This window comes from Pseudomonas sp. DE0157, from assembly GCF_007678615.1.
GTDB lineage: Bacteria > Pseudomonadota > Gammaproteobacteria > Pseudomonadales > Pseudomonadaceae > Aquipseudomonas > Aquipseudomonas parafulva_B.
Map to the genome: position 1 here is coordinate 37,114 of NZ_VEJN01000002.1, position 23,428 is coordinate 60,541.

18 protein-coding genes, 1 tRNA gene and 1 pseudogene are annotated in these 23,428 nt (G+C 60.5%); 16 read left to right on the forward strand and 4 right to left on the reverse strand.

Annotation, left to right across the window (positions count from 1 at the left end; genetic code table 11):
• Positions 1-65: 65 nt before the first annotated feature.
• The 7 genes from apaG (at position 66) to FS777_RS02935 (ending at position 7,996) form a co-directional block, all read left to right on the forward strand.
• Complete coding sequence (gene apaG / locus FS777_RS02905; RefSeq protein ID WP_058603038.1) at positions 66-446, forward strand: Co2+/Mg2+ efflux protein ApaG; 381 nt, start codon at positions 66-68, stop codon at positions 444-446.
• The gene (locus FS777_RS02910; RefSeq protein WP_145253931.1) at positions 446-1,330 is read left to right on the forward strand and encodes a symmetrical bis(5'-nucleosyl)-tetraphosphatase; all 885 of its coding nucleotides are present in this window, start codon (positions 446-448) and stop codon (positions 1,328-1,330) included. Before apaG ends, FS777_RS02910 begins: the two co-directional genes overlap by 1 nt.
• Positions 1,327-1,656: a thiosulfate sulfurtransferase GlpE gene (glpE, locus tag FS777_RS02915; RefSeq protein ID WP_058603036.1), complete on the forward strand. Its 330-nt coding sequence runs from the start codon at positions 1,327-1,329 to the stop codon at positions 1,654-1,656. Before FS777_RS02910 ends, glpE begins: the two co-directional genes overlap by 4 nt.
• 282 nt (positions 1,657-1,938) lie before the next feature.
• Entirely contained in the window at positions 1,939-3,861 is a 1,923-nt protein-coding gene (locus FS777_RS02920) for a PrkA family serine protein kinase (protein ID WP_058639617.1), read from the forward strand.
• A gap of 137 nt (positions 3,862-3,998) precedes the next feature.
• Complete coding sequence (locus FS777_RS02925) at positions 3,999-5,270, forward strand: YeaH/YhbH family protein (protein WP_058639609.1); 1,272 nt, start codon at positions 3,999-4,001, stop codon at positions 5,268-5,270.
• Positions 5,267-6,835 (forward strand): SpoVR family protein, encoded by a 1,569-nt coding sequence (locus FS777_RS02930; RefSeq protein WP_058639610.1) that lies wholly within the window; start codon positions 5,267-5,269, stop codon positions 6,833-6,835. The genes FS777_RS02925 and FS777_RS02930 overlap by 4 nt, the downstream gene beginning before the upstream one ends.
• A gap of 54 nt (positions 6,836-6,889) precedes the next feature.
• Complete coding sequence (locus FS777_RS02935) at positions 6,890-7,996, forward strand: multifunctional CCA addition/repair protein (RefSeq protein WP_058639611.1); 1,107 nt, start codon at positions 6,890-6,892, stop codon at positions 7,994-7,996.
• Between the two features lie 94 nt (positions 7,997-8,090).
• Here FS777_RS02935 and folK read toward each other — a convergent pair whose 3' ends face one another.
• Both folK and folB read right to left on the reverse strand, forming a co-directional pair.
• On the reverse strand, positions 8,091-8,600 hold the full coding sequence (gene folK / locus FS777_RS02940) for a 2-amino-4-hydroxy-6-hydroxymethyldihydropteridine diphosphokinase (RefSeq protein ID WP_058639612.1): 510 nt from the start codon (positions 8,598-8,600) through the stop codon (positions 8,091-8,093).
• Complete coding sequence (gene folB, locus FS777_RS02945) at positions 8,591-8,947, reverse strand: dihydroneopterin aldolase (protein WP_027913621.1); 357 nt, start codon at positions 8,945-8,947, stop codon at positions 8,591-8,593. The genes folK and folB overlap by 10 nt, the downstream gene beginning before the upstream one ends.
• 74 nt (positions 8,948-9,021) lie before the next feature.
• On the opposite strand from folB, the gene plsY reads away from it, so the two are divergent.
• Positions 9,022-9,591 (forward strand): glycerol-3-phosphate 1-O-acyltransferase PlsY, encoded by a 570-nt coding sequence (gene plsY / locus FS777_RS02950; protein ID WP_058603030.1) that lies wholly within the window; start codon positions 9,022-9,024, stop codon positions 9,589-9,591.
• A gap of 3 nt (positions 9,592-9,594) precedes the next feature.
• On the opposite strand, the gene tsaD is transcribed toward plsY, so the two are convergent.
• Positions 9,595-10,620 (reverse strand): tRNA (adenosine(37)-N6)-threonylcarbamoyltransferase complex transferase subunit TsaD, encoded by a 1,026-nt coding sequence (gene tsaD, locus FS777_RS02955; protein WP_058603029.1) that lies wholly within the window; start codon positions 10,618-10,620, stop codon positions 9,595-9,597.
• A gap of 204 nt (positions 10,621-10,824) precedes the next feature.
• On the opposite strand from tsaD, the gene rpsU reads away from it, so the two are divergent.
• From rpsU to FS777_RS02980, 5 genes and pseudogenes are all read left to right on the forward strand, one after another.
• Positions 10,825-11,040: a 30S ribosomal protein S21 gene (gene rpsU, locus FS777_RS02960; RefSeq protein WP_003255575.1), complete on the forward strand. Its 216-nt coding sequence runs from the start codon at positions 10,825-10,827 to the stop codon at positions 11,038-11,040.
• Positions 11,041-11,341: 301 nt separating this feature from the next.
• Positions 11,342-13,318 (forward strand): DNA primase, encoded by a 1,977-nt coding sequence (dnaG, locus tag FS777_RS02965; protein ID WP_058639613.1) that lies wholly within the window; start codon positions 11,342-11,344, stop codon positions 13,316-13,318.
• A 67-nt stretch (positions 13,319-13,385) separates the two neighbouring features.
• Positions 13,386-15,233 (forward strand): RNA polymerase sigma factor RpoD, encoded by a 1,848-nt coding sequence (rpoD, locus tag FS777_RS02970; RefSeq protein ID WP_058639614.1) that lies wholly within the window; start codon positions 13,386-13,388, stop codon positions 15,231-15,233.
• A 333-nt stretch (positions 15,234-15,566) separates the two neighbouring features.
• Positions 15,567-18,530, forward strand: a pseudogene (locus FS777_RS02975) (EAL domain-containing protein); the annotation flags it as partial.
• A 16-nt stretch (positions 18,531-18,546) separates the two neighbouring features.
• A tRNA-Ile gene (locus FS777_RS02980) sits at positions 18,547-18,623 on the forward strand.
• Between the two features lie 71 nt (positions 18,624-18,694).
• Here the strand turns inward: FS777_RS02980 and FS777_RS02985 are convergent.
• Positions 18,695-19,651, reverse strand: a complete 957-nt coding sequence (locus tag FS777_RS02985) for a lipopolysaccharide assembly protein LapB (protein WP_230375011.1) — start codon at positions 19,649-19,651, stop codon at positions 18,695-18,697.
• Positions 19,652-20,248: 597 nt separating this feature from the next.
• On the opposite strand from FS777_RS02985, the gene FS777_RS02990 reads away from it, so the two are divergent.
• From FS777_RS02990 to FS777_RS03000, 3 genes are all read left to right on the forward strand, one after another.
• A complete protein-coding gene (locus FS777_RS02990; protein ID WP_058603024.1) occupies positions 20,249-20,710 on the forward strand; it encodes an Lrp/AsnC family transcriptional regulator in 462 nt (153 codons plus the stop codon).
• 184 nt (positions 20,711-20,894) lie between these two features.
• Positions 20,895-22,577 carry an NAD(P)/FAD-dependent oxidoreductase gene (locus FS777_RS02995; protein WP_058639104.1) on the forward strand — a complete coding sequence of 561 codons (1,683 nt, stop codon included), beginning with the start codon at positions 20,895-20,897 and terminating at the stop codon, positions 22,575-22,577.
• A 13-nt stretch (positions 22,578-22,590) separates the two neighbouring features.
• Positions 22,591-23,397, forward strand: a complete 807-nt coding sequence (locus tag FS777_RS03000) for a carbon-nitrogen hydrolase family protein (RefSeq protein WP_145253937.1) — start codon at positions 22,591-22,593, stop codon at positions 23,395-23,397.
• The last annotated feature ends 31 nt before the right edge of the window (positions 23,398-23,428 follow it).

A 23,428-nucleotide genomic window follows, 5' to 3' on the forward strand; every position in this document is an offset into this window, starting at 1 on the left:
CGCTGGCCCTCGCCCCTCCCTATGGCCTAGACTGCATCATTGCGTCAGTTCCCCAAGGCCCTTGCATGACCGACCCTCGCTATCAGATCGACGTCAGCGTCGTGACCCGTTACCTCAAAGAGCAATCCGACCCTGAAAGCAGCCGTTTCGCTTTCGCCTACACCATCACGATCCATAACAATGGCTCGCTCAAGGCCAGGCTGCTGTCCCGGCACTGGCTGATCACCAACGGTGATGGCGAGGTCGAAGAGGTGCAAGGCTCTGGCGTGGTCGGTCAACAACCTACGATTGAGCCAGGCCAGAGCCATACCTACAGCAGCGGCGCCGTCATCACCACCCGCGTTGGAACCATGCAGGGCAGCTACGAAATGTTTGCCGAGGACGGCAAGCGCTTCGACGCACAGATCGCGCCGTTCCGCCTGGCAGTACCTGGGGCGCTGCACTGATGGCCACGTACGCCGTCGGTGACTTGCAAGGATGCCTGCAGCCGCTCAAATGCCTGCTTGAACGTGTGCGCTTCGACCCGGCTGTGGACAAGTTGTGGCTGGTCGGCGACCTGGTGAACCGTGGCCCCGAGTCGCTCGAGACGCTGCGCTATTTGTATTCGATTCGCCAGTCGCTCACCTGCGTGCTGGGCAACCATGACCTGCACCTGCTTGCGGCCTGGCGCAACGTCGAACGTCTCAAGAAGAGCGACACGTTGCGCGAAATCATCGAGGCCCCTGACGCCGACCAGCTGCTCGACTGGCTGCGCCAGCAAAAGCTGCTGCATTACGATGAACCGCGCGGCATCGCCTTGGTACACGCGGGCATTCCCCCGCAATGGACACTGGGCAAAGCCCTGGAGCTGGCTGCCGAAGTCGAAGAAGTACTGCGCGATGACAGCCGTCTGCCGCTGTATCTGGACGGTATGTACGGCAACGAGCCCGCCAAGTGGAGCAAGCGTCTGGCGGGTGTCGAACGCCTCAGGGTCATTACCAATTACCTGACGCGCATGCGCTTCTGCACCGCAGAAGGCAAACTTGAATTCAAGAGCAAGGAAGGGCTGGACAGCGCCCCCAAAGGGTACAAGCCCTGGTTCGCCCACAAAGGTCGGCGTTCGCGTCACGTGAAGATCATCTTCGGGCACTGGGCCGCCTTGCAGGGCCAGGTCGAGGAACCCGGAGTCATTGCGCTGGACACAGGCTGCGTATGGGGTGGGTCCATGACCCTGTACAACGTCGATGACGGCCAGTACCACCATTGCGATTGTGCCGATGACGGCACCCTGCGCCCTGCGGCGCCAATTCCAACCTTCAACGATCAACCCGGAACAGAGCCAACTCCATGAGCGAATTCAAGCGCATCCCTCCCGAACAGGCCCTGGCCCTGCGTGCGCAAGGTGCCGTCGTGGTCGACATTCGTGACCCGCAGGCCTACGCAGCAGGTCACATCACTGGTGCCCGCCACCTGGACAACCACTCGGTCGCCGACTTCATTCGCAATGCCGACCTGGACGCACCGACGCTGGTCGTCTGCTACCACGGCAATTCGAGCCAAAGCGCAGCTGCCTACCTGGTAGGACAAGGCTTTTCCGACGTGTACAGTGTCGATGGTGGCTTCGAGCTATGGCGCTCGACCTATCCTGCCGAAACCGCCCAAGGCATTGAAGAATAAATTTTTCATTGTCACTGCAGCCCGCGCCATGCGCGGGCTGGAGACCGTTCTGACGAACGGTCGCTAGCAACTTCCGTCACCCGTGCCCTTGACCTTGCCGATTACCAACTATCCTTAAGCGCAGGCCATCCGGAAAAAGGGGAGAGCCGGTACACCGGCGTGCGGGTCATCGGTAGCGCTATAGGGTGTTTGGGGGGTATATGGCAACCGGCAATGCCGCTTGCATACCAGCATCAGCTGACTGATCCGGCGTCGTCTCAACGTATCGAGCGAGGTGACGTCATGAGTATTTTTAGCCACTTCCAACAACGCTTCGAGTCCACGCGCCAAGAAGAACTCTCGCTGCAGGAGTACCTGGAACTGTGCAAGGAGGATCGTAGCGCCTACGCATCGGCATCCGAGCGCCTGTTGATGGCCATCGGTGAGCCAGAGCTGATCGACACCTCTACCAACTCTAGGCTGTCGCGCATCTTTTCCAACAAGATGATCCGGCGCTATCCGGCCTTTGCCGACTTCCATGGCATGGAAGAGTGCATCGACCAGATCGTGTCGTACTTCCGCCATGCCGCCCAAGGCCTGGAAGAGAAGAAGCAGATTCTTTACCTGCTTGGCCCGGTGGGTGGCGGTAAATCCTCCCTGGCCGAAAAGCTCAAGCAACTCATGGAGCGGGTGCCCTTCTACGCCATCAAGGGGTCGCCGGTCTTCGAGTCGCCGCTGGGGTTGTTCAACGCCACCGAAGACGGGGCCATTCTCGAGGAAGAGTACGGCATCCCGCGGCGCTACCTGAACACCATCATGTCGCCGTGGGCCACCAAGCGCTTGCAGGAATTCGGCGGCGATATCAGCAAGTTCAAGGTGGTCAAGCTCTACCCCTCCATCCTCAACCAGATTGCCATCGCCAAGACCGAGCCTGGCGACGAGAACAACCAAGACATCTCTGCACTCGTGGGCAAGGTGGATATCCGCAAGCTTGAAGAATTCCCGCAGAACGACGCCGACGCCTACAGTTATTCAGGCGCGCTTTGCCGAGCCAACCAGGGCTTGATGGAATTCGTCGAGATGTTCAAGGCGCCCATCAAGGTGCTTCACCCCCTGCTGACGGCCACCCAGGAAGGCAACTACAACAGCACCGAAGGCCTGGGCGCTATTCCCTACTCCGGGATCCTGCTGGCGCACTCCAACGAGTCCGAATGGCACACCTTCCGCAACAACAAGAACAACGAAGCTTTCATTGACCGTATCTACATCGTGAAGGTGCCTTACTGCCTGCGGGTCAGCGACGAGATCCGCATCTACGACAAGCTGCTGATCAACAGCTCGCTGTCCAAGGCCCATTGCGCCCCGGACACGCTGAAAATGCTGGCCCAGTTCACCGTCCTCTCGCGCCTCAAGGAGCCTGACAACTCCAACATCTATTCGAAGATGCGGGTGTACGACGGCGAAAACCTCAAAGACACCGACCCCAAGGCCAAGTCCATCCAGGAATACCGCGACTCGGCAGGCGTCGATGAAGGTATGAACGGCCTGTCGACCCGCTTCGCCTTCAAGATCCTGTCCAAGGTGTTCAACTTCGACCCTCACGAAGTGGCGGCCAACCCGGTGCACCTGCTGTATGTGCTCGAGCAGCAGATCGAACAGGAACAATTCCCGGCCGAGGTGCGTGAACGCTACCTGCGCTACCTGAAGGAATACCTGGCCCCCCGGTACATCGAGTTCATCGGCAAAGAAATCCAGACAGCTTACTTGGAGTCCTACAGCGAGTACGGCCAGAACATCTTCGACCGTTATGTGCTGTACGCCGACTTCTGGATCCAGGATCAGGAGTACCGCGATCCGGAAACTGGCGAGATTCTCAACCGCATCGCCCTGAACGAAGAGCTGGAGAAGATCGAGAAACCGGCGGGTATCAGCAACCCCAAAGACTTCCGCAACGAGATCGTCAACTTCGTGCTGCGCGCCCGGGCCAACAACAACGGCAAGAACCCAAGCTGGCTCAGCTACGAGAAGCTGCGGGTTGTGATCGAGAAGAAAATGTTCTCCAACACCGAAGACTTGCTGCCTGTCATCAGCTTCAACGCCAAGGCCAGCAAGGAGGATCAACAGAAACACAACGACTTCGTCACGCGCATGGTGGAGCGTGGCTACACCGACAAGCAGGTACGTCTGCTGTCGGAATGGTACCTGCGGGTCAGGAAATCGCAATAAAGCGGCAAGCGACAAGCCGCAGGCTTCACGCTGGCCGGCGCCGTGCACCCCTCGGCGCCAGTGCCCGCAGCTGCGGCGGCTGCTCTTTCTTGCAGCTTGAAGCTTATGGCTTGCAGCTGCTCCCCGCAGGAGGAACCATGAGCTACGTTATCGACCGACGCCTGAATGGCAAGAACAAGAGCACGGTCAACCGCCAGCGCTTTTTGCGCCGGTACCGTGATCACATCAAAAAGGCCGTGGAAGAAGCGGTCAGTCGCCGCTCCATCACGGACATGGAGCACGGTGAGCAGATCAGCATCCCAGGCCGTGATATCGACGAGCCAGTGCTGCACCATGGCCGTGGCGGCAAGCAGACCGTCGTACACCCGGGCAACAAGGAATTCACCGCAGGTGAGCATATCCCCCGTCCGCAGGGTGGTGGCGGCGGCAGTGGCCGTGGCAAGGCCGGCAATGCCGGTGACGGCATGGACGACTTCGTTTTCCAGATCACCCAGGAGGAGTTCCTGGAGTTCATGTTCGAGGACCTGGAGTTGCCCAACCTGGTCAAGCGTCACCTGACGGGTGCAGACACGTTCAAGAACGTGCGCGCCGGTATCGCAAGCGAGGGCAACCCGTCACGTATCAATATCGTACGCACACTGCGCTCGGCCCATGCTCGGCGCATCGCATTGACCGGCAGCAGCCGCGCCCTGCTTCGCGAAGCCCAGAAGGAGCTTGCCCGCCTGCGCGTCGAGGAGCCTGACAACTTTACGGACATCCAGGAAACCGAGCAGGAGATCGAGCGGTTGAAGGCGCGTATCAATCGGCTGCCCTTCCTCGACACCTTCGACCTCAAATACAACCTGCTGGTGAAGCAACCGAACCCCAGCTCCAAGGCTGTCATGTTCTGCCTGATGGACGTTTCGGGCTCGATGACCCAGGCCACCAAGGATATCGCCAAGCGCTTCTTCATCCTGCTGTATCTGTTCCTCAAGCGTAACTACGACCGGATCGAAGTCGTGTTCATACGGCACCACACCAGCGCGCGCGAGGTGGATGAAGAAGAGTTCTTCTACAGTCGCGAAACCGGCGGCACCATCGTCTCCAGTGCCTTGAAGCTGATGCAGGAAATCATGGCCGAACGCTACCCAGCAAGTGACTGGAACATCTACGCGGCCCAGGCGTCGGATGGCGATAACTGGAACGACGACTCACCGATCTGCCGCGACATCCTCACCCGGCAGATCATGCCGCACGTTCAGTACTACACTTACGTGGAAATCACCCCACGTGAACATCAGGCGCTCTGGTACGAGTACGAACGTATCGGCGATGCCTTCCCCGATACGTTCGCGCAACAGCAATTGGTATCGGCCGGCGATATCTACCCGGTCTTCCGTGAACTCTTCCAGCGCAGGTTAGCCACATGACCGCCAGAGCACAGAGACGCCAGCCCATCTCCACCGGCTCAGAGTGGACGTTCGACCTGATCCGAACCTATGACCGGGAAATCGGCCGCCTGGCCGAACGTTACGCCTTGGACACCTACCCCAATCAGATCGAGGTAATCACCGCCGAGCAGATGATGGACGCCTACGCTTCGGTCGGCATGCCGCTGGGTTATCACCACTGGTCCTACGGCAAGCAATTCCTCAGTACCGAGAAATCCTACAGCCGCGGGCAAATGGGGCTTGCTTACGAAATCGTCATCAACTCCGACCCCTGCATCGCCTATCTCATGGAAGAGAACACCATGTGCATGCAGGCCCTAGTGATCGCTCATGCGTGCTATGGGCACAACAGTTTCTTCAAGGGCAACTACCTGTTCCGCACCTGGACCGATGCCAGCTCGATCATCGATTACCTGGTCTTTGCCAAGCAGTACATCGCCCAGTGCGAGGAGCGTCACGGGATCGATGCGGTGGAAGACCTCATCGACTCTTGCCACGCCCTGATGAATTACGGGGTGGACCGCTACAAGCGCCCCTATCCCATTTCTGCCGAAGAAGAGCGTCGCCGGCAGAAGGATCGGGAGGAACACCTCCAACGGCAGATCAACGACCTGTGGCGCACCATTCCCAAAAGTGCCGACAAGACCAGTGAACGGGACGACGTGCGCTTCCCCGCCGAACCTCAGGAAAACATCCTCTACTTCATCGAGAAGAACGCACCGCTACTCGAACCCTGGCAGCGCGAGGTGGTGCGGATCGTGCGCAAGATCGCCCAGTATTTCTATCCACAGCGCCAGACACAGGTGATGAACGAAGGCTGGGCGACCTTCTGGCACTACACGCTGATGAACGATCTGTATGACGAGGGGCTGATCACCGAAGGCTTCATGATGGAGTTCCTTCAGTCCCATACCAGCGTGGTCTTCCAGCCTGGTTTCGATAGCCCCTATTACAACGGCATCAACCCTTACGCGTTGGGCTTTGCCATGTATACCGACATTCGGCGCATGTGTGAGGCACCCACCGAGGAAGATCGCCACTGGTTTCCGGACATTGCCGGCAGCGATTGGCTTTCAACCCTCAAGTTCGCCATGAGCAGCTTCAAGGACGAAAGCTTCATCCTTCAATACTTATCGCCCAAGGTGATGCGTGATCTGAAACTGTTCAGCATCCTGGACGATGACCAGCGGGACGAACTGTACGTGCCTGCCATCCACGACGATGCAGGCTATCGCACCATCCGCGAACAATTGGCCGCCCAATATAACCTCGGCAATCGCGAGCCGAACGTTCAGATATGGAGCGTCGATCGTCGCGGAGATCGGTCGCTGACGCTTCGGCACCAGCAACACAACCGCAAGCCCTTGGGGGATTCGACCGAAGAGGTACTCAAGCACCTGCATCGGTTGTGGGGGTTCGATATTCACCTGGAAACCGTGCAAGGCGACCAGGTGATGAAAACCCATCACATGCCCCCTCGTGGCGAGCACGGCGAAGGTTCTGACTACGGGCGCCTGGACATGGCGGTCATTCACCACCTGTGATGCGCCCCCTGGCGGTCGGCAGGTTATGCTGTCGGCAATCAGGGGGAGTTACTTATGCACATTTACAAAGTGGGGGGCGCAGTACGCGACCGCCTACTCGGCCGCCCGGTCACCGATATCGACTGGCTCGTGGTAGGCGCCACGGTTGAAGACATGCTTGCCAAAGGGTTCCGCCCGGTTGGCGCAGACTTTCCGGTGTTTCTGCATCCCAAGACCGGCCAGGAATATGCGTTGGCCCGTACCGAGCGAAAGAGCGGCAGGGGCTACGGCGGGTTCACCTTTCACGCAAGCCCGGACGTCACGCTCGAGCAAGACCTGATACGCCGCGACCTGACCATTAACGCGATGGCGGAGGACGCGGACGGCACCCTCTACGACCCTTATCAGGGCAAGGCCGACCTTGATCGGCGCCTGCTTCGCCACGTTTCGCCCGCGTTTGCCGAAGATCCACTGCGTGTGCTGCGCGTCGCTCGTTTTGCAGCGCGTTATGCGCCGTTGGGCTTCAAAGTGGCCGACGACACGCTGGGCTTGATGCAGCACATCAGCGCTTCGGGTGAACTGCTGGCGTTAACGGCAGAACGCACCTGGAAGGAAATCGAGCGGGCATTGATGGAGGCGCACCCCAAGGTGTTCTTCGAAGTCCTGCGAGCATGCAATGCCCTGCACGTGCTGCTGCCGGAACTGGAGCCTCATCCCCAGACCCTGGTCGCACTGGAACAGGCAGCCCGGCATCAGCTTGCGTTGCCCGTACGCTGGGCCTGTCTGCTGCATCCTTTACCAACCGCGTCGATCAAGGCGCTCAATCAGCGCCTGAAGACCCCGCGGGAGTGCCAGGATCTGTCGATGCTGACCAGCCAGTGCCTGGAGCAGGCCAACAAGGCGTTAGAGCTGCCTGCCCAGACGCTGTTGGATCTGTTGCAAACGTTCGACGTTTACCGCAGGCCGCAGCGTTTCGAGGACTTTCTAGCAGCCTGTCGAGCGATCGCGCAGGGCAACGGACAGACAGACTACCGGCAGGCAGACTACCTGCAAGGGGCTATGGCCGCTGCCCGGGCCGTGGATGTAAAGCCGCTGGTTCAGGCTGGTTTCACCGGCCAGGCGCTGGGTGAGGCCTTGAAAAATGAGCGCTTGCAGGCGCTCGATGCCTACAAGGGCAGCTAGCTACAATGTCGCGCAGCTCGCGCTCGACCTGCGCGACAACCCCAGCAGCAGCTGATGGCCGGCATGCTGGGCATTGTGTGCGACGGTATGAGCCTCAGGCAGGCGTCAGTTGCAACCCGCGCCACTCGAAGGCGACGGGCGCCAGGACCTGATCGATCTGCGACTCTTGCCACACCTGCGCCATGGTTTTGCCTACACCCGGGTGCACCAGATCAGGCGCCAGTAGCGACAACGGCCACAGCACGAAGGCATTTTTCAGAATCTCAGCCCGGGGCAGCACCAGCCCGTCGAAAGTGCCATGCAGGTCGTCATACATCAGCACGTCGATATCCAGCGGCAGGCCGAGTCGATCAGGGGCATACCGGCCATTGTCGGCCTCGATGAATTTCAGCCGCCGGTCCAGTTCGATCAACGGTAGCGTCGTCTGTCCGGTCACCACAAAATTGATGAACGGCCCGCTCTTGATGCCCACCGCCTGGCTTTCGAACGCGGGCGAGCAACGCATGTCGGTCAGAATGGCCGCCAGCGCATCGAGACCGGCACACAGGTGGGTATGCCGATCGACGTTGCTGCCAAGGCCCAGGTATACCGTGCTCAGAGACATCCGCGCTCGATCTCCACGCCAACACCACCGCGCGCTGCCGGCACTGCGCCCGGCTTGGTGAGCTTCAAGCGCACCCAGGGGATGCCGAACTCGTCCATCAACACGGCAACCAAGCGCTCGGCGAAGGTTTCGACCAACTCGAAGCGTGCCTGCTCGGCAAACCCCTGGATGCGCGTCGAAACGCTCGCGTAATCGAGCGCCAGGGCGAGGTCGTCGCCTGCGGCCGCAGGCCTGTTATCCCAGGCGAAGCTCAGGTCAAGACGCAGGCACTGGCGAATATCCCGCTCCCAGTCATAGGCACCGATCACGGTATCGACTTCCAGGCCTTCGATGAACACTCTGTCCAAGCACTTCTCTCCACAGCACGACAAGGGCGACTGGCGCCGTTAGAATCAGGGCGTCCTCGCCCGGAATAGTTAGCATGTTTTGGTTACTGGCGCTGCTCGCCTACCTGCTCGGCTCGCTGTCCTTCGCCATTGTCCTGAGCCGCCTTGCGGGCAGCCCGGACCCGCGTTGCAGTGGTTCGGGCAATGCCGGCGCTACCAACATGCTGCGCCTGGCAGGGCGCAAGATGGCGATCCTGACCCTGCTTGGCGACCTGTGCAAGGGGCTGTTGCCGGTAATGCTCGCCCGCCTTGCCGGGCTGGACCTGCACGCGCAGGCCTGGATCGGTATCTGTGCAGTGCTGGGCCACCTGTTCCCCGTGTACTTTCGCTTTCGCGGTGGCAAGGGCGTGGCGACCGCGGCTGGCATGCTGGTCGGCCTGTACTTGCCTGCCGCGTTGCTGGCCATCGTTGCCTGGGTGCTGACCCTGTACCTCACCCGTACCAGCTCCCTGGCTGCGCTGATCGCTACACCGCTGACCCTGCCATTGCTGGCCTGGCGCCAGCCCGAGGCCCTGCTGCCGATGACGGTACTGACCGTCCTGATCGTATGGCGCCATCGCAGTAACCTGCGTGACCTGTTTGCAGGCCGCGAGCGGCACTTCTGACCCCTACAGAGGCGGCAACTGCTCCATCGGCCAACGCGCCTGCACGCTGATCGCCAGGTCTTGCTGCTGCCCCGCCAGCAGCCGCTGGCAACCGGCATAGGCGATCATGGCCCCATTGTCAGTGCAGAACTGCGGACGGGCGTAATAGACATTGCCCTTGAGGTTGCCGAGCATGTCTTCCAGCGAAGCGCGCAGGGCCTTGTTGGCGCTGACCCCCCCGGCAATGACCAACCGCTTGAGGCCCGTCTGCTTGAGTGCCCGCTTGCACTTGATGGTCAAAGTCTCTACCACCGCCTGCTGGAACGCCAGGGACACGTCGCAACGGGTTTGTTCGTTGTCGTCACCAGCCTCCCGGCACTGCTGCCAGGTATTGAGGGCGAAGGTTTTCAGGCCACTGAAGCTCATTGCCAGGCCTGGCCGATCGGTCATCGGCCGAGGAAACACGAACCGGCCCGGTGTGCCGCGCTCGGCAAGCCGGGCAATTTCCGGCCCACCAGGGTAGTTCAGGCCGATGAGCTTGGCGGTCTTGTCGAACGCCTCGCCGGCCGCATCGTCCAGGCTCTCGCCCAGCAATTCGTACTGACCAATGCCATCGACGCGTACCAGCTGGGTATGACCGCCGGAAACCAACAAGGCAACGAACGGAAACGCCGGCGGGTTTTCTTCCAGCATGGGCGCCAGCAAGTGGCCTTCCATGTGGTGTACACCGATGGCCGGGATGTCCCAGGCAAAGGCCAGGGCCTGGGCGCAGGAGGCACCGACCAGGAGTGCGCCGACCAGCCCGGGGCCTGCTGTATACGCGATGGCGTCGATTTCGGTGGCCACGCAACCCGCTTCGTCCAGCACTTGGCGAATCAGCGGCAGCATGCGCTTGACGTGGTCGCGCGACGCGAGTTCGGGCACCACGCCGCCAAACACGCGGTGCAGATCGATCTGACTGAACAGCGCATCGGCCAGCAGGCCCCGTTCACTGTCGTATAATGCGACGCCGGTTTCGTCGCAGGATGTTTCCAATCCCAGTACTAGCATGGGCTCGTCCCTTGTGGGGGCTGAATTCGAAGGCGCGCATGATAGTCCTCGTGCAAGGTGCCGACCAGCGGTTTTCGATCAGAGGCTTTGCATTCCGGCTTGCTAAGGGTTAACATCCGCAACCCTTGAAAACCGACGTTCTCCAGCACACCTTTGTTTTGCCAGGAGCGCGTCTACCCCGGTAATGAATTAAGGTAGCCCTGGATGCCAGCCGTCAAAGTTAAAGAGAACGAACCCTTCGACGTAGCTCTGCGTCGTTTCAAGCGCTCCTGCGAAAAAGCCGGTGTACTGGCTGAAGTTCGTAGCCGCGAGTTTTACGAGAAGCCGACCGCAGAGCGTAAGCGTAAGGCAGCTGCCGCTGTCAAACGTCACGCCAAGAAAGTTCAGCGCGAACAGCGCCGCGCCGTTCGTCTGTACTAATACAGACGTTCATCGCAAAGCTTCTGCCCTGCCCGGTTAACCACCGGGCGATGGCAGTGGTCGTTTCAAACTTGAGCAGCTTGCTCAAGGCTCCATGCACATGTTCAAGCACCGTGCATGCGGGCAACCTGCCTGAAACGTCAGAACTGGTCATTGTGTTGTAGGCCAGGCGTGCACGTCCGACTGACGGGCCTCATGGGCCGGCGACGGGCACTTATTCCCCGCATAGCTTCAAGCATCACCCGCTGCATTCGGCGCGTGAGCGATTAGACTTGCCAGTTGCCAGATTGACGAGACTGCCATGGCCGGGCTGATTCCCCAGAGTTTCATCGACGACCTCATCAACCGCCTCGACATCGTCGACGTGGTCAGCTCCCGTGTCCAACTGAAAAAAACCGGCAAGAATTATTCTGCCTGTTGCCCGTTCCACAAGGAAAAGACCCCCTCCTTCACCGTGAGCCCCGACAAGCAGTTCTATTACTGCTTTGGTTGCGGCGCCGGTGGCAACGCCCTTGGCTTCGTCATGGACCACGACAACCTGGATTTCCCCCAGGCCGTCGAGGAACTGGCACGAGCGGCAGGCATGGAAGTCCCGCGCGAGCAAGGCCGGCGCGACCAGAAACCGCGCCAGCCGACCGACTCACCGTTGTATCCGCTGCTGGATGCCGCCTCGGAGTTCTACCGCCAAGCCCTGCGCAGTCACCCGACCCGCAAGGCAGCGGTGGAGTACCTGAAAGGCCGCGGTTTATCCGGCGAAGTGGCGCGCGACTTCGGCCTGGGTTTCGCGCCGCCTGGCTGGGACAACCTGCTCAAGCACCTGGGTGCCGACACGCTACAGCAGAAGGTCATGATCGATGCCGGCCTGCTGATCGAGAATGCCGAAACCGGCAAACGCTACGACCGCTTCCGCGATCGGGTGATGTTTCCGATTCGCGACAGCCGTGGCCGCATTATCGCCTTCGGCGGCAGGGTGCTAGGTGACGACAAGCCCAAGTACCTGAACTCTCCCGAAACGCCTGTGTTCCACAAGGGCCAGGAGCTGTACGGGCTGTACGAGGCCCGCAAGCACAACCGCAACCTCGACGAAATCATCGTGGTCGAGGGCTACATGGACGTGATTGCCCTGGCCCAGCAGGGGTTGCGCAACGCCGTGGCCACCCTGGGCACCGCCACCAGCGAAGAGCACCTCAAGCGCCTGTTTCGCGTGGTACCGAGCGTACTGTTCTGCTTCGACGGCGACCAGGCCGGGCGCAAGGCGGCCTGGCGAGCGCTGGAGTCCGCCCTGTCGAACCTGCAGGACGGCCGTCGCGCGCGTTTTCTGTTCCTGCCTGAAGGCGAAGACCCAGACAGCTTGGTCCGCGCCGAAGGCACCGACGCCTTCATGGCCCGCATCAACCAGCACGCGCAACCATTGGCTGACTACTTCTTCGAGCAGCTGAGCATCGAGGCAGACCCTCGCTCGCTCGAAGGCAAGGCGCACATGGCCACCCTGGCTGCACCGTTGATCGAAAAAATCCCGGGCGCCAACCTGCGTCAACTGATGCGCAACCGCTTGCGGGAAATCACCGGGCTCGATCCGCAGCAGGTTGAGCAACTGGCGCAACAGGCCCCCGCGGCGCCCAGCGCAGATTACGACCCAGGCTATGACTACGATGCCATGGTCAGCTACACGCCTGATTACGCCGACATGCCGCAGCCCGATTATGCTGGCGCTCATCAGGAACAGGCCTGGACGCCCAAAAAGGCCGGCGGCAAGAAAGCCTGGAGCGACAAACCCTGGGACAAGCATCGCAAGGGCGGCAAGCAGTGGCAGCGTGACGAGCCCCCGCCCCGCGTGCCGGCACCGGTCGAACCGCCTACGCTGGCGGCGCTGCGCACGCTGTTGCATCACCCGCTCCTGGCCGGCAAGGTGGAAGACGCCAGCCATTTTGCCGACGAAGAACAGCTCTACAGCCAACTGCTGGTGGCATTGATCGAAGCTGCACAGAAAAATCCTGGGCTAAGCTCAATGCAGTTGATCGCACGCTGGCATGGCACCGAACAAGGTCGCCTGCTGCGGGCGTTGGCGGAGAAGGAATGGCTGATCGTGGCCGACAACCTTGAACAACAGTTTTTCGACACCATTACTAGCTTGTCCGCTCGCCAACGTGAGCGAAGTCTGGAACAACTGCTCAGGAAATCCCGTCAAAGCGAATTGACCAGCGAGGAAAAAACCCAGCTTCTCGCCTTGTTGAGCCGGAATGTTCCCGCACAAAACCCGACCTCATCTGGCGCGTGAGGTCCATGCTCGGGTATAATCCTCGGCTTGTTTTTTGCCCGCCAAGACCTTCAGTGGATAGGGTGTTATGTCCGGAAAAGCGCAACAGCAGTCTCGTATCAAAGAGTTGATCACCCGCGGTCGTGAGCAGGGCTACCTGACTTACGCGGAGGTCAACGACCACCTGCCTGAGGATATTTCAGATCCTGAACAGGTGGAAGACATCATCCGCATGATCAACGACATGGGGATCAACGTATTCGAGAGTGCTCCGGATGCGGATGCCCTTCTGTTGGCGGAAGCCGACACCGACGAAGCCGCGGCCGAAGAAGCCGCTGCTGCGTTGGCGGCAGTTGAGACCGATATCGGCCGCACGACCGACCCGGTACGCATGTACATGCGTGAAATGGGTACTGTCGAGCTGCTGACCCGTGAAGGCGAGATCGAAATCGCCAAGCGGATCGAAGAAGGCATTCGTGAAGTCATGGGCGCCATCGCCCACTTCCCGGGCACTGTGGATTACATTCTCGGCGAGTACGACCGCGTCACCACCGAAGGTGGCCGTCTGTCGGACGTCCTCAGTGGTTACATCGATCCCGATGACAACATCGCGGCACCGACAGATGAAGTGCCGATTCCAGGCGCCAAGACTGCCGCTGCGAAGGAAGAGTCCGAGGACGAGGAAGAAGAGTCTGACAGTGACGACGAGGAAGAGACCGAAAGCGGTCCGGACCCTGTCGTTGCAGCTCAACGCTTCGGCGCGGTCTCGGATCAGCTTCAGGCCACCAACAAGGTCCTGAAGAAGAACGGTCGTGAGCACAAGGAAAGCGTTGCTGCCCTGCAGGCGCTGGCCGATCTGTTCATGCCGATCAAGCTGGTCCCCAAGCAGTTCGAAGTGCTGGTCGAGCGTGTTCGCAGCGCATTGAGCCGCCTGCGTCAGCAAGAACGCGCCATCATGCAGCTGTGCGTGCGTGATGCCCGTATGCCGCGTGCCGACTTCCTGCGCATGTTCCCGAGCAACGAAACCGACCAGACCTGGAGCGGTGACCTTGCCAAGCGCAACACCAAATGGGCTGCGGCCCTGGGTGAAAAAGACGCAGCCATCGTTGCCTGCCAGCAGAAACTGATCGACCTTGAGACCGAAACCGGCCTGACCGTTGCCGAGATCAAGGAAATCAACCGTCGCATGTCGATTGGCGAAGCCAAGGCTCGCCGCGCCAAGAAGGAAATGGTCGAGGCCAACCTGCGTCTGGTGATCTCCATCGCCAAGAAGTACACCAACCGTGGCCTGCAGTTCCTGGACCTGATTCAGGAAGGCAACATCGGCTTGATGAAGGCTGTGGACAAGTTCGAATACCGTCGCGGTTACAAGTTCTCGACCTATGCCACCTGGTGGATTCGTCAGGCGATCACCCGCTCCATCGCCGACCAGGCACGCACCATTCGTATTCCGGTGCACATGATCGAAACGATCAACAAGCTCAACCGCATTTCCCGGCAGATGCTGCAGGAAATGGGTCGTGAGCCGACCCCGGAAGAGTTGGGCGAGCGCATGGAAATGCCTGAGGACAAGATCCGCAAGGTACTGAAGATCGCCAAAGAGCCGATCTCCATGGAAACCCCGATCGGTGACGATGAAGACTCGCACCTGGGTGACTTCATCGAGGACTCGACCATGCAGTCCCCGATCGACGTGGCCACGGTCGAAAGCCTCAAGGAAGCGACCCGCGATGTGTTGTCGGGCCTCACTGCACGTGAAGCCAAGGTGCTGCGCATGCGTTTCGGCATCGACATGAACACCGATCACACCCTTGAAGAAGTGGGCAAGCAGTTCGACGTGACCCGCGAGCGGATCCGTCAGATCGAGGCGAAGGCGTTGCGAAAGCTGCGGCACCCGACTCGAAGCGAGCACTTGCGCTCCTTCCTCGACGAGTGATGACCAACCCCGGCCCAGGCCGGGGTTTTTTCTGGGCTTCGTATACCGCTGGCCATCCGTCTCCAAGGCCCTGTTAAGCCTGAAAAAATCTCCCTGACACCCATCCCAGAGCTAATTGGCCGTCTACACTCGACTCAGTCCATTTGAATGCGAGAGGCCGCTATGCCCCTGATGCCGGCCATCCTGCTGGTGGCCCTGAGCCTGTGGACCACGACGGGCGTTGCGCAAGTGCAACAACCAAGTCCGATCGCCGAGTACGTTGCCGTAGCGGTACCCGGCAAAACCACGGCACAACCCGCCCCCCCGCAAGCCTCCGCACAACACGGCACTGCGCGCATGTTCTGGTCCGATCTGGTGGTGTATGGCGTACCTACTGTATTGTTGCTGGTACTAGTGCTGGCCACGGTCATGCGTATCAACCGGCGCCTGAGCTCCGAAATCTCCCGGCGCATCGCATTGGAGCAGGAGCTGCGCAGCAGCGAATACCATTACCGTGGCCTGGTCGAGAGCCTTTCAGCCATCGCCTGGGAAGCGGACGTAAACGATTTCACGTACAGCTATGTATCGCCCCATGCCGAGGACCTGCTCGGCTATCCGCTGAGCAACTGGCTAAAGCCCGGCTTCTGGCGCAGCATCGTGCACCCTGACGATGCGCTATGGGCCCAGGCCTACTGCGAAAGCGAAACTGCTGCCGGGCGCGACCACAGCCTGGATTACCGGGTAATTCGTGCCGATGGCCAAGCGTTGTGGGTACGCAACATCGTCAGCATGATCAAGCATGGCCACCAGCCCGTCATGCGCGGCCTGATGATCGATATCAGCGAAACCAAGCGCACCGAAGACGCACTGCGTCTGTCCGAGCAGAAGTTTGCCTCGGTGTTCCAGCAGTGCCCGGACATCTTACTGATCGCTCGCCACAGCGACGGCTGCCTGCTGGAGGTCAACGAAGCGTTCGAAGAGCAGATAGGCCTGACGCCTGGTCAGGTCATCGGCCGGACGGCGACCGAGCTCAATCTATGGGCAGTCGAGGGTTCAGGGCCTCGCCTACTGGAGCGCCTGCACCTGGGCGGCATCCGCAACCTGGAAATGAGTTTCAGGCGCAGCAACGGCCAGTTGTTCACAGGGCTTACGTCCGCTGAAACCTTCGAGCTCGACGGCACGCCTGCGCTGGTGGTCGCCGTACGCGACATTAGCCAGCTCAAGGAAACCCAGCAGCAACTGCAGATTTCCGAGGAAAAGTTCGCCAAGGCGTTTCATGCCTCCCCAGATGGCCTGTTGCTGTCCCGTCAGCACGATGGCTTGCTGCTGGAGGTCAACGACGGGTTTTGCCGCCTTACCGGCTACGCCCTGCACCCCACCCTGGACCAGACGTCGCTCGACCTTGGCATCTGGGTAGACCTAAACGAACGCAAGCGCCTGCTCGACCAGCTCAACCGAGAGGGCTTCGTACGCGACTTCACCTGCCATATCCGCCGTAGCGACGGGCAGATTCGCCTATGCGAATTGTCTGCGCGCCCGCTGCCAATCGCCGGCACCGACTGCATGTTGACCATCGCCCGGGACATCACCGAACGCCACCTGATGCAGGAAAAACTGCAACTGGCCGCCACGGTGTTCGAAAACACCGCCGAGGGCGTGTTGATTACCGACATCGACCAGCGCATCAGTGCGGTGAACCGTGCTTTCAGCGAAATCACCGGGTACAGCGAGATCGAAGCGCTGGGCCAAACCCCTCGCCTGCTCGCCTCGGGCCAGCATGACAGCGCCTTCTACGCTGCCCTGTGGCATCAACTGACCGATGAAGGGCACTGGCAGGGCGAGATCTACAATAAACGCAAGAACGGCGAGCTGTACCCCAGCTGGCTGACCATCAGTGCCGTGCGCAATGCCGAGCGCGAGATCACGCACTTTGTAGCGGTGTTCGCCGACATCTCCAGTATCAAGCATGCCCAGGCCGAACTGGACTACCAGGCACATCACGACCCTCTCACTGGCCTGCCCAACCGTACCCTGTTCGAAAATCGGCTCCAGGCCGTGCTGACCTGTGGACAACTGTCCAACCGCCAGGGCGCCGTGCTGTTCCTGGACCTGGACCGTTTCAAGCATATCAACGACAGCCTCGGCCATCCGGTAGGTGACCTGCTGCTCAAGGGTATCGCGCAGCGTCTCAAAGAGCAGGTGCGCGATGTGGACACCGTGGCGCGTTTGGGGGGCGACGAGTTCATCATCCTGCTGCCTGGCCTGCACAAGCCCAGTGACGCGAGCACCATCGCCAACAAGCTGCTGACCTGTTTCAACGCTCCCTTCCAGGCCGGCGAGCATGAGTTCTTCACCAGCGCAAGCATTGGCATAAGCCTCTACCCACACGACGGCAGCGATGTCGCCACGCTCATCCGCAACGCCGATGCCGCCATGTACCGCTCCAAGGCCAAGGGGCGCAACCGGGTGGAAGTCTATACCCGCGACCTGACCGCCCAGGCCAGTGAGCGTGTCGCCTTGGAGCACGAACTGCGCCGGGCCATCGAACGCAACGAGATGAGCCTGTGCTTCCAGCCCAAGCTCAGCCTGCAAACCCAGACCCTGGTCGGTGCCGAAGCCTTGATCCGCTGGAGCCACCCGACGTTTGGCGAAGTGCCACCGGAGCATTTCATTCATCTGGCAGAGGAAAACGGCACCATCCTGCAACTGGGTGAGTGGGTACTGGAACAGGCCTGCCGTCAGATGCAGGCCTGGAAACAGCGGTACGAACCCTTTGGTCCGCTGTCGATCAACCTGGCCGGCGCGCAACTGCGCCAACCCAACCTCGCACGGCGCATCGAGGTACTGCTCAGGCAACACCAACTCAAGGCCGGCGACCTGCAGCTGGAGATCACCGAGAACTTCATCATGAGCCAGGCCGAAGAAGCCCTGGCGGTGCTGCACCAGTTGAAGAAATTGGGCGTGCAACTGGCGATCGACGATTTCGGCACCGGTTATTCGTCGTTGAGCTACCTCAAGCGGCTGCCGCTGGACATCCTCAAGATCGACAAATCCTTCATCCGCGGCCTGCCCGACGACCCCCACGATGCCGCCATCGCACGCGCCATCATCGCGCTTGGCCGCAGCATGCAGCTGACCATCATCGCCGAAGGCGTCGAGAACCAGGCCCAGCAGCGTTTTCTGGCTACCGAAGGCTGCGAGCAGATCCAAGGCTACATCGTCAGCCTGCCCTTGCTGCCGGAGGAATTCGCTGCGCGGTTTCTTCGTATAGCACTAACGGATCTTTCGGATGGCACAGGTGCGAAACCCTCGTTATAATCGCGCCTCCTACTGAGGGCCTATAGCTCAGTTGGTTAGAGCAGAGGACTCATAATCCTTTGGTCCACGGTTCGAGTCCGTGTGGGCCCACCATATTCAAAGCCGCGCTTAGCGCGGCTTTCGGCTTTTTGGGTCGGCGGCGCGAGCAGCAAGGTCATCGTGGCTCAGGCCAGCAAGCGGTCGATCAACGCCTGCTCGTAATCATCGAGAGGCTGATCCTCATAGAGCTTGTCGGAAGCCGCGACCAGCGCCTGGCCCTCGACCTCACGCCCAGTATCGCCATATACATGCCCAAGGTTCTCCAGCGACTGCAGGTTGCCGTGCAGAGAGAACGAGATCAGATACCAGCGCTCTGCCGCCTCGAGCTCGCCCAAACGGTGATAGGCCACAGCCAGGTTGTGCTGGGCGTAGACGTGGTCGGATTCCAGGGCCTGCAACAACGCCTGCTTGGCCTGCTGATAATCTTCGAGCTGCAAATACAGAAGGCCAAGATTGTTGTAGCCGTCGACATTGCCCAACTCGGCAGCGCGCCGGTAGGCCTGCTCAGCCTGCGGATAACGTTCGGCATGCAGATGGACGTCGCCGAGCAGGTTCAGCGCCTCTGGATGATCGTGGCGCACGGCGTCGTTGAGGTGCTCGACGGCGGTATCGTGATCGCCGTCCTGATAGGCCATGCTGCCAAGGTAGAAGTGGCTACGGGCACAATCGTACTCGGCGGCTTTCTGGAAGTACTGGCGGGCGGTGTCGTGATCACCCTCCTGGAAGGCCATGCTGCCGAGGTTGTAGTGACTGCCCGGATAATCGTGCTCGGCAGCCCTCTGGAAGTGTCGACGGGCGACGTCGTGATGACCGTCCTGGTAGGCCATGATGCCGAGGTTGTAGTGGCTGCCGGGATAGTCACGATCAGCAGCCCTCTGGAAGTGTCGATGGGCATCGGCGCGATCGTCACGCGCCAGGCTCACCGCGCCAACGCCATTCATCCAGCGTGGGTCGTCGGGACACGCTTTGGCAAGGTTTTCGAAGCACTCCTGCGCGGTGTCCAGATCCTGCTCTCGGAACGCCGCCCAGCCCTGGTCATTAAGCGCAGTCGCCTGCTCGGCACTGAGCGTTTTCTTGTTCATGAACCACATAGTGTTTCCTGCCTTGCGAGGGCCTCCCATTCTAGACGCGTGTATGGAAGCCAACAAGACAATGGCTCTGCTGGGCAGGTTTGAACCGTACCCGCCACACCCAGGCTGCGGCGGCGTGGATCCGAAGCGGGCGCAGCAGCAGGAAGCTAAATGAGTCTATGCATGGCTTTCAATGACTTAGCTTGAGGACATCGCCATCAACTGTTAATCCCTTGGTGGACGGTTCGCGTCCGTATGGGTCCAACCTTTGCCAAGCCGTGCATTCGCGCGGCTTTTGCTATTTACGGTGATGCAATCCGCGCCAAGCCTAGTCCGATCAATAATTGATGAGCCGATTAACCAGCCTATTCGGCTCATTTGATGAGCCGAATAGGCTGGTTAATCGGCTCAAGTGAATACCACTCATTGATAAACCGGCGCGTCGCTGGAGAAAAATGGCAAGCATGACCCCAAGCAGGACATCACCGCAGCACAACACCAAGCCGTGGCGAAGGCAATGAACGGCTGGGTTCACTCGTTCACTCCTCCTTGCCCCCACCCACCCACGCTAGCTAGGCTACCTCCCCCTTCCGCTCGCCGAGCCACGCCATGCCAGACCTTCGCCCATTTGCCCTGGATGAAATCGACCGCCAGCTGATCGCCCTGTTGCAGATCAATGCCCGCGAAAGCGTAGCCATGCTCGCGCGCCAGTTGGGCATCGCTCGCACCACGGTCAACTCACGGCTCGAGCGGTTGGAGAAGAACAAGGTGATTTCCGGTTACGGCGTGCGCTTGGGGCAGCAGGTGATGGGCGGTGGGCTACAGGCGTATGTGGGCATCAAGGTGCAGCCACGCTCGGGCAAAGAGGTCGTCAAACGGCTAAGCGCGATGGCCGCTGTGCGGCAGTTGTGCGCGGTGAGCGGTGAATTCGACTACGTGGCCTGGCTGCACACGGAGTCACCGGAACTACTGGACCAGTTGCTGGACCGGATCGGCAACGTCGAGGGCGTCGAAAAAACCACCACGTCGATCATCCTCAGCAGCAAGGTGGATCGCGGTCAGGCGCTTTGAAACCTGTATTCACAAACATGAATTCGTCAAAATACTCACAAACCACGCCACTATGACCAAAGAGGAGACATTTCGACCTCATTCTGCTTCTTAATAACGAAATGCCCCCTCTCTAAAATGACCGCCAGACGTCTCCTATACTCAGGCTCAGCACATCGCGCAGCCGCTCTGGCAAGGTCCTTTAATGAACAAGAACAACCGGCACCCTGACGACGGCAAGAAACCCATCACCATTTTCGGCCCTGACTTCCCATTCGCCTTCGATGACTGGCTGGAGCATCCGGCGGGCCTGGGCACGATTCCGGCGCAACGCCACGGCGAGGAAGTCGCGATCATCGGCGCCGGAATCGCCGGCTTGGTGGCCGCCTACGAGCTCATGAAACTGGGGCTCAAGCCAGTGGTGTACGAAGCCTCGAAGCTGGGTGGCCGGCTGCGCTCGCAAGCCTTCAATGGCACCGATGGCATCGTCGCCGAGTTGGGTGGCATGCGCTTTCCGGTGTCGTCCACGGCGTTCTATCACTACGTGGACAAACTGGGGTTGCAGACCAAGCCCTTTCCTAACCCATTGAGCTCGGCCTCCAGCAGCACGGTGATCGACCTCGAAGGGCAGACCTACTACGCCGAAACCCCTGCCGATCTTCCCAAGCTGTTCCATGAGGTGGCTGATGCCTGGGCTGACGCGTTGGAAAGCGGTGCGCAATTCGCCGATATCCAGCAAGCCATCCGTGATCGCGATGTACCACGCCTAAAGGCGCTGTGGAACAAACTCGTACCGCTGTGGGACGACCGCACCTTCTACGACTTCGTCGCCACCTCGCGCTCGTTCGCCAAGCTCAGTTTTCTGCACCGGGAAGTATTCGGCCAAGTGGGCTTCGGCACAGGCGGTTGGGACTCGGACTTCCCCAACTCGATGCTGGAGATCTTCCGGGTGGTCATGACCAACTGCGACGACCACCAGCATCTGATCGTGGGCGGCGTGGAGCAGGTACCGCAGGGTATCTGGCGCCATCGGCCCGAGCGCTGCGCCCATTGGCCCGAGGGCACCAGCTTGCGTTCCCTGCATGGCGGTGCACCCCGCACCGGGGTCAAGCGGATCCAGCGCGCTGCCGATGGCCGCCTGGCCGTCACCGACAACTGGGGGGACACCCGCCACTACGGCGCTGTGCTCGCCACCTGCCAGACGTGGTTACTGACCACCCAGATCGACTGCGAAGAATCGCTGTTTTCCCAGAAAATGTGGATGGCACTGGACCGTACCCGCTACATGCAGTCGTCGAAAACCTTCGTCATGGTCGACAGGCCGTTCTGGAAGGACAAGGACCCGGAAACCGGCCGCGACCTGCTGAGCATGACCCTGACCGACCGCCTGACCCGCGGGACGTACCTGTTCGATAACGGCGACGACAAGCCGGGGGTCATCTGCCTGTCCTATGCCTGGATGAGCGATGCCTTGAAGATGCTGCCGCACCCGGTGGAGAAACGTGTGCAGCTGGCCTTGGACGCGCTGAAGAAGATCTATCCGAAAACCGACATCGCCGGCCACATCATTGGCGACCCGATCACCGTTTCGTGGGAAGCGGACCCGTATTTCCTCGGTGCCTTCAAGGGCGCCTTGCCGGGTCATTACCGCTACAACCAACGCATGTACGCCCACTTCATGCAAAAGAACATGCCCGCCGAGCAACGCGGCATCTTCATTGCCGGCGACGATGTGTCGTGGACGCCTGCCTGGGTAGAGGGCGCCGTGCAGACGTCGCTCAATGCGGTGTGGGGTATCATCAATCACTTCGGCGGGCACACCCACCCCGAGAACCCGGGGCCGGGCGATGTGTTCGACGAGATCGGCCCGATCGCGCTGGCCGACTGACCCAGGAGCTGTCATGCGCATAGCCTTGTTCCAAGCCCTACCTGACCCGCTGGATGTGCCTGGCAACCTGCAGCGGCTGCGCGATCAGGCTCAGTTGGCAGCCGACCAGGGCGCGTCATTGCTGGTTTGCCCGGAAATGTTCCTGACCGGCTACAACATCGGCTCGGCTCAGGTGCAGCAACTGGCCGAAGCCTGCGATGGCCCGTCAGCACAGCACATCGTGCAGACCGCGCGCACCTGCGGTATCGCCATCGCCTACGGCTATCCGGAACGGGATCCGAACGGTGCCGTTTTCAACAGTGTGCAATTGATCGCTGCCGATGGCCGCCGCCTTTGCAACTACCGCAAGACGCACCTGTTCGGCGAGCTCGATCGCACGATGTTCGAGCAGGGGCCGGATCACTTTCCGGTCGTCGAGCTGGACGGCTGGAAAGTCGGCCTGCTGATTTGCTACGACATCGAGTTCCCGGAAAATGCCCGTCGGCTGGCCTTGGCCGGCGCCGAACTGATCCTGGTCCCGACGGCCAACATGCAGCCCTACGACTTCGTTTGCCAAGTGACGGTGCGGACACGGGCCCAGGAAAACCAGTGTTACCTGGTGTATGCCAACTACTGCGGCGCAGAAGACGCCATCGCCTATTGCGGACAAAGCAGCATCGTCGGCCCGGATGGCGGCGTATTGCGCATGGCAGGCCATGAAGAGTGCCTGCTGCTGGCCGAGCTGGAACAGCAAGCCGTGGTGCAGGGCCGTCGGGCCTTCCCCTACCTCACCGACCTGCGTCAGGCCTTACACGGACGAATGCCCCAGCAGGATCACTGACAGCGCACCGCTTGCAGGCTAGCATGGTCGG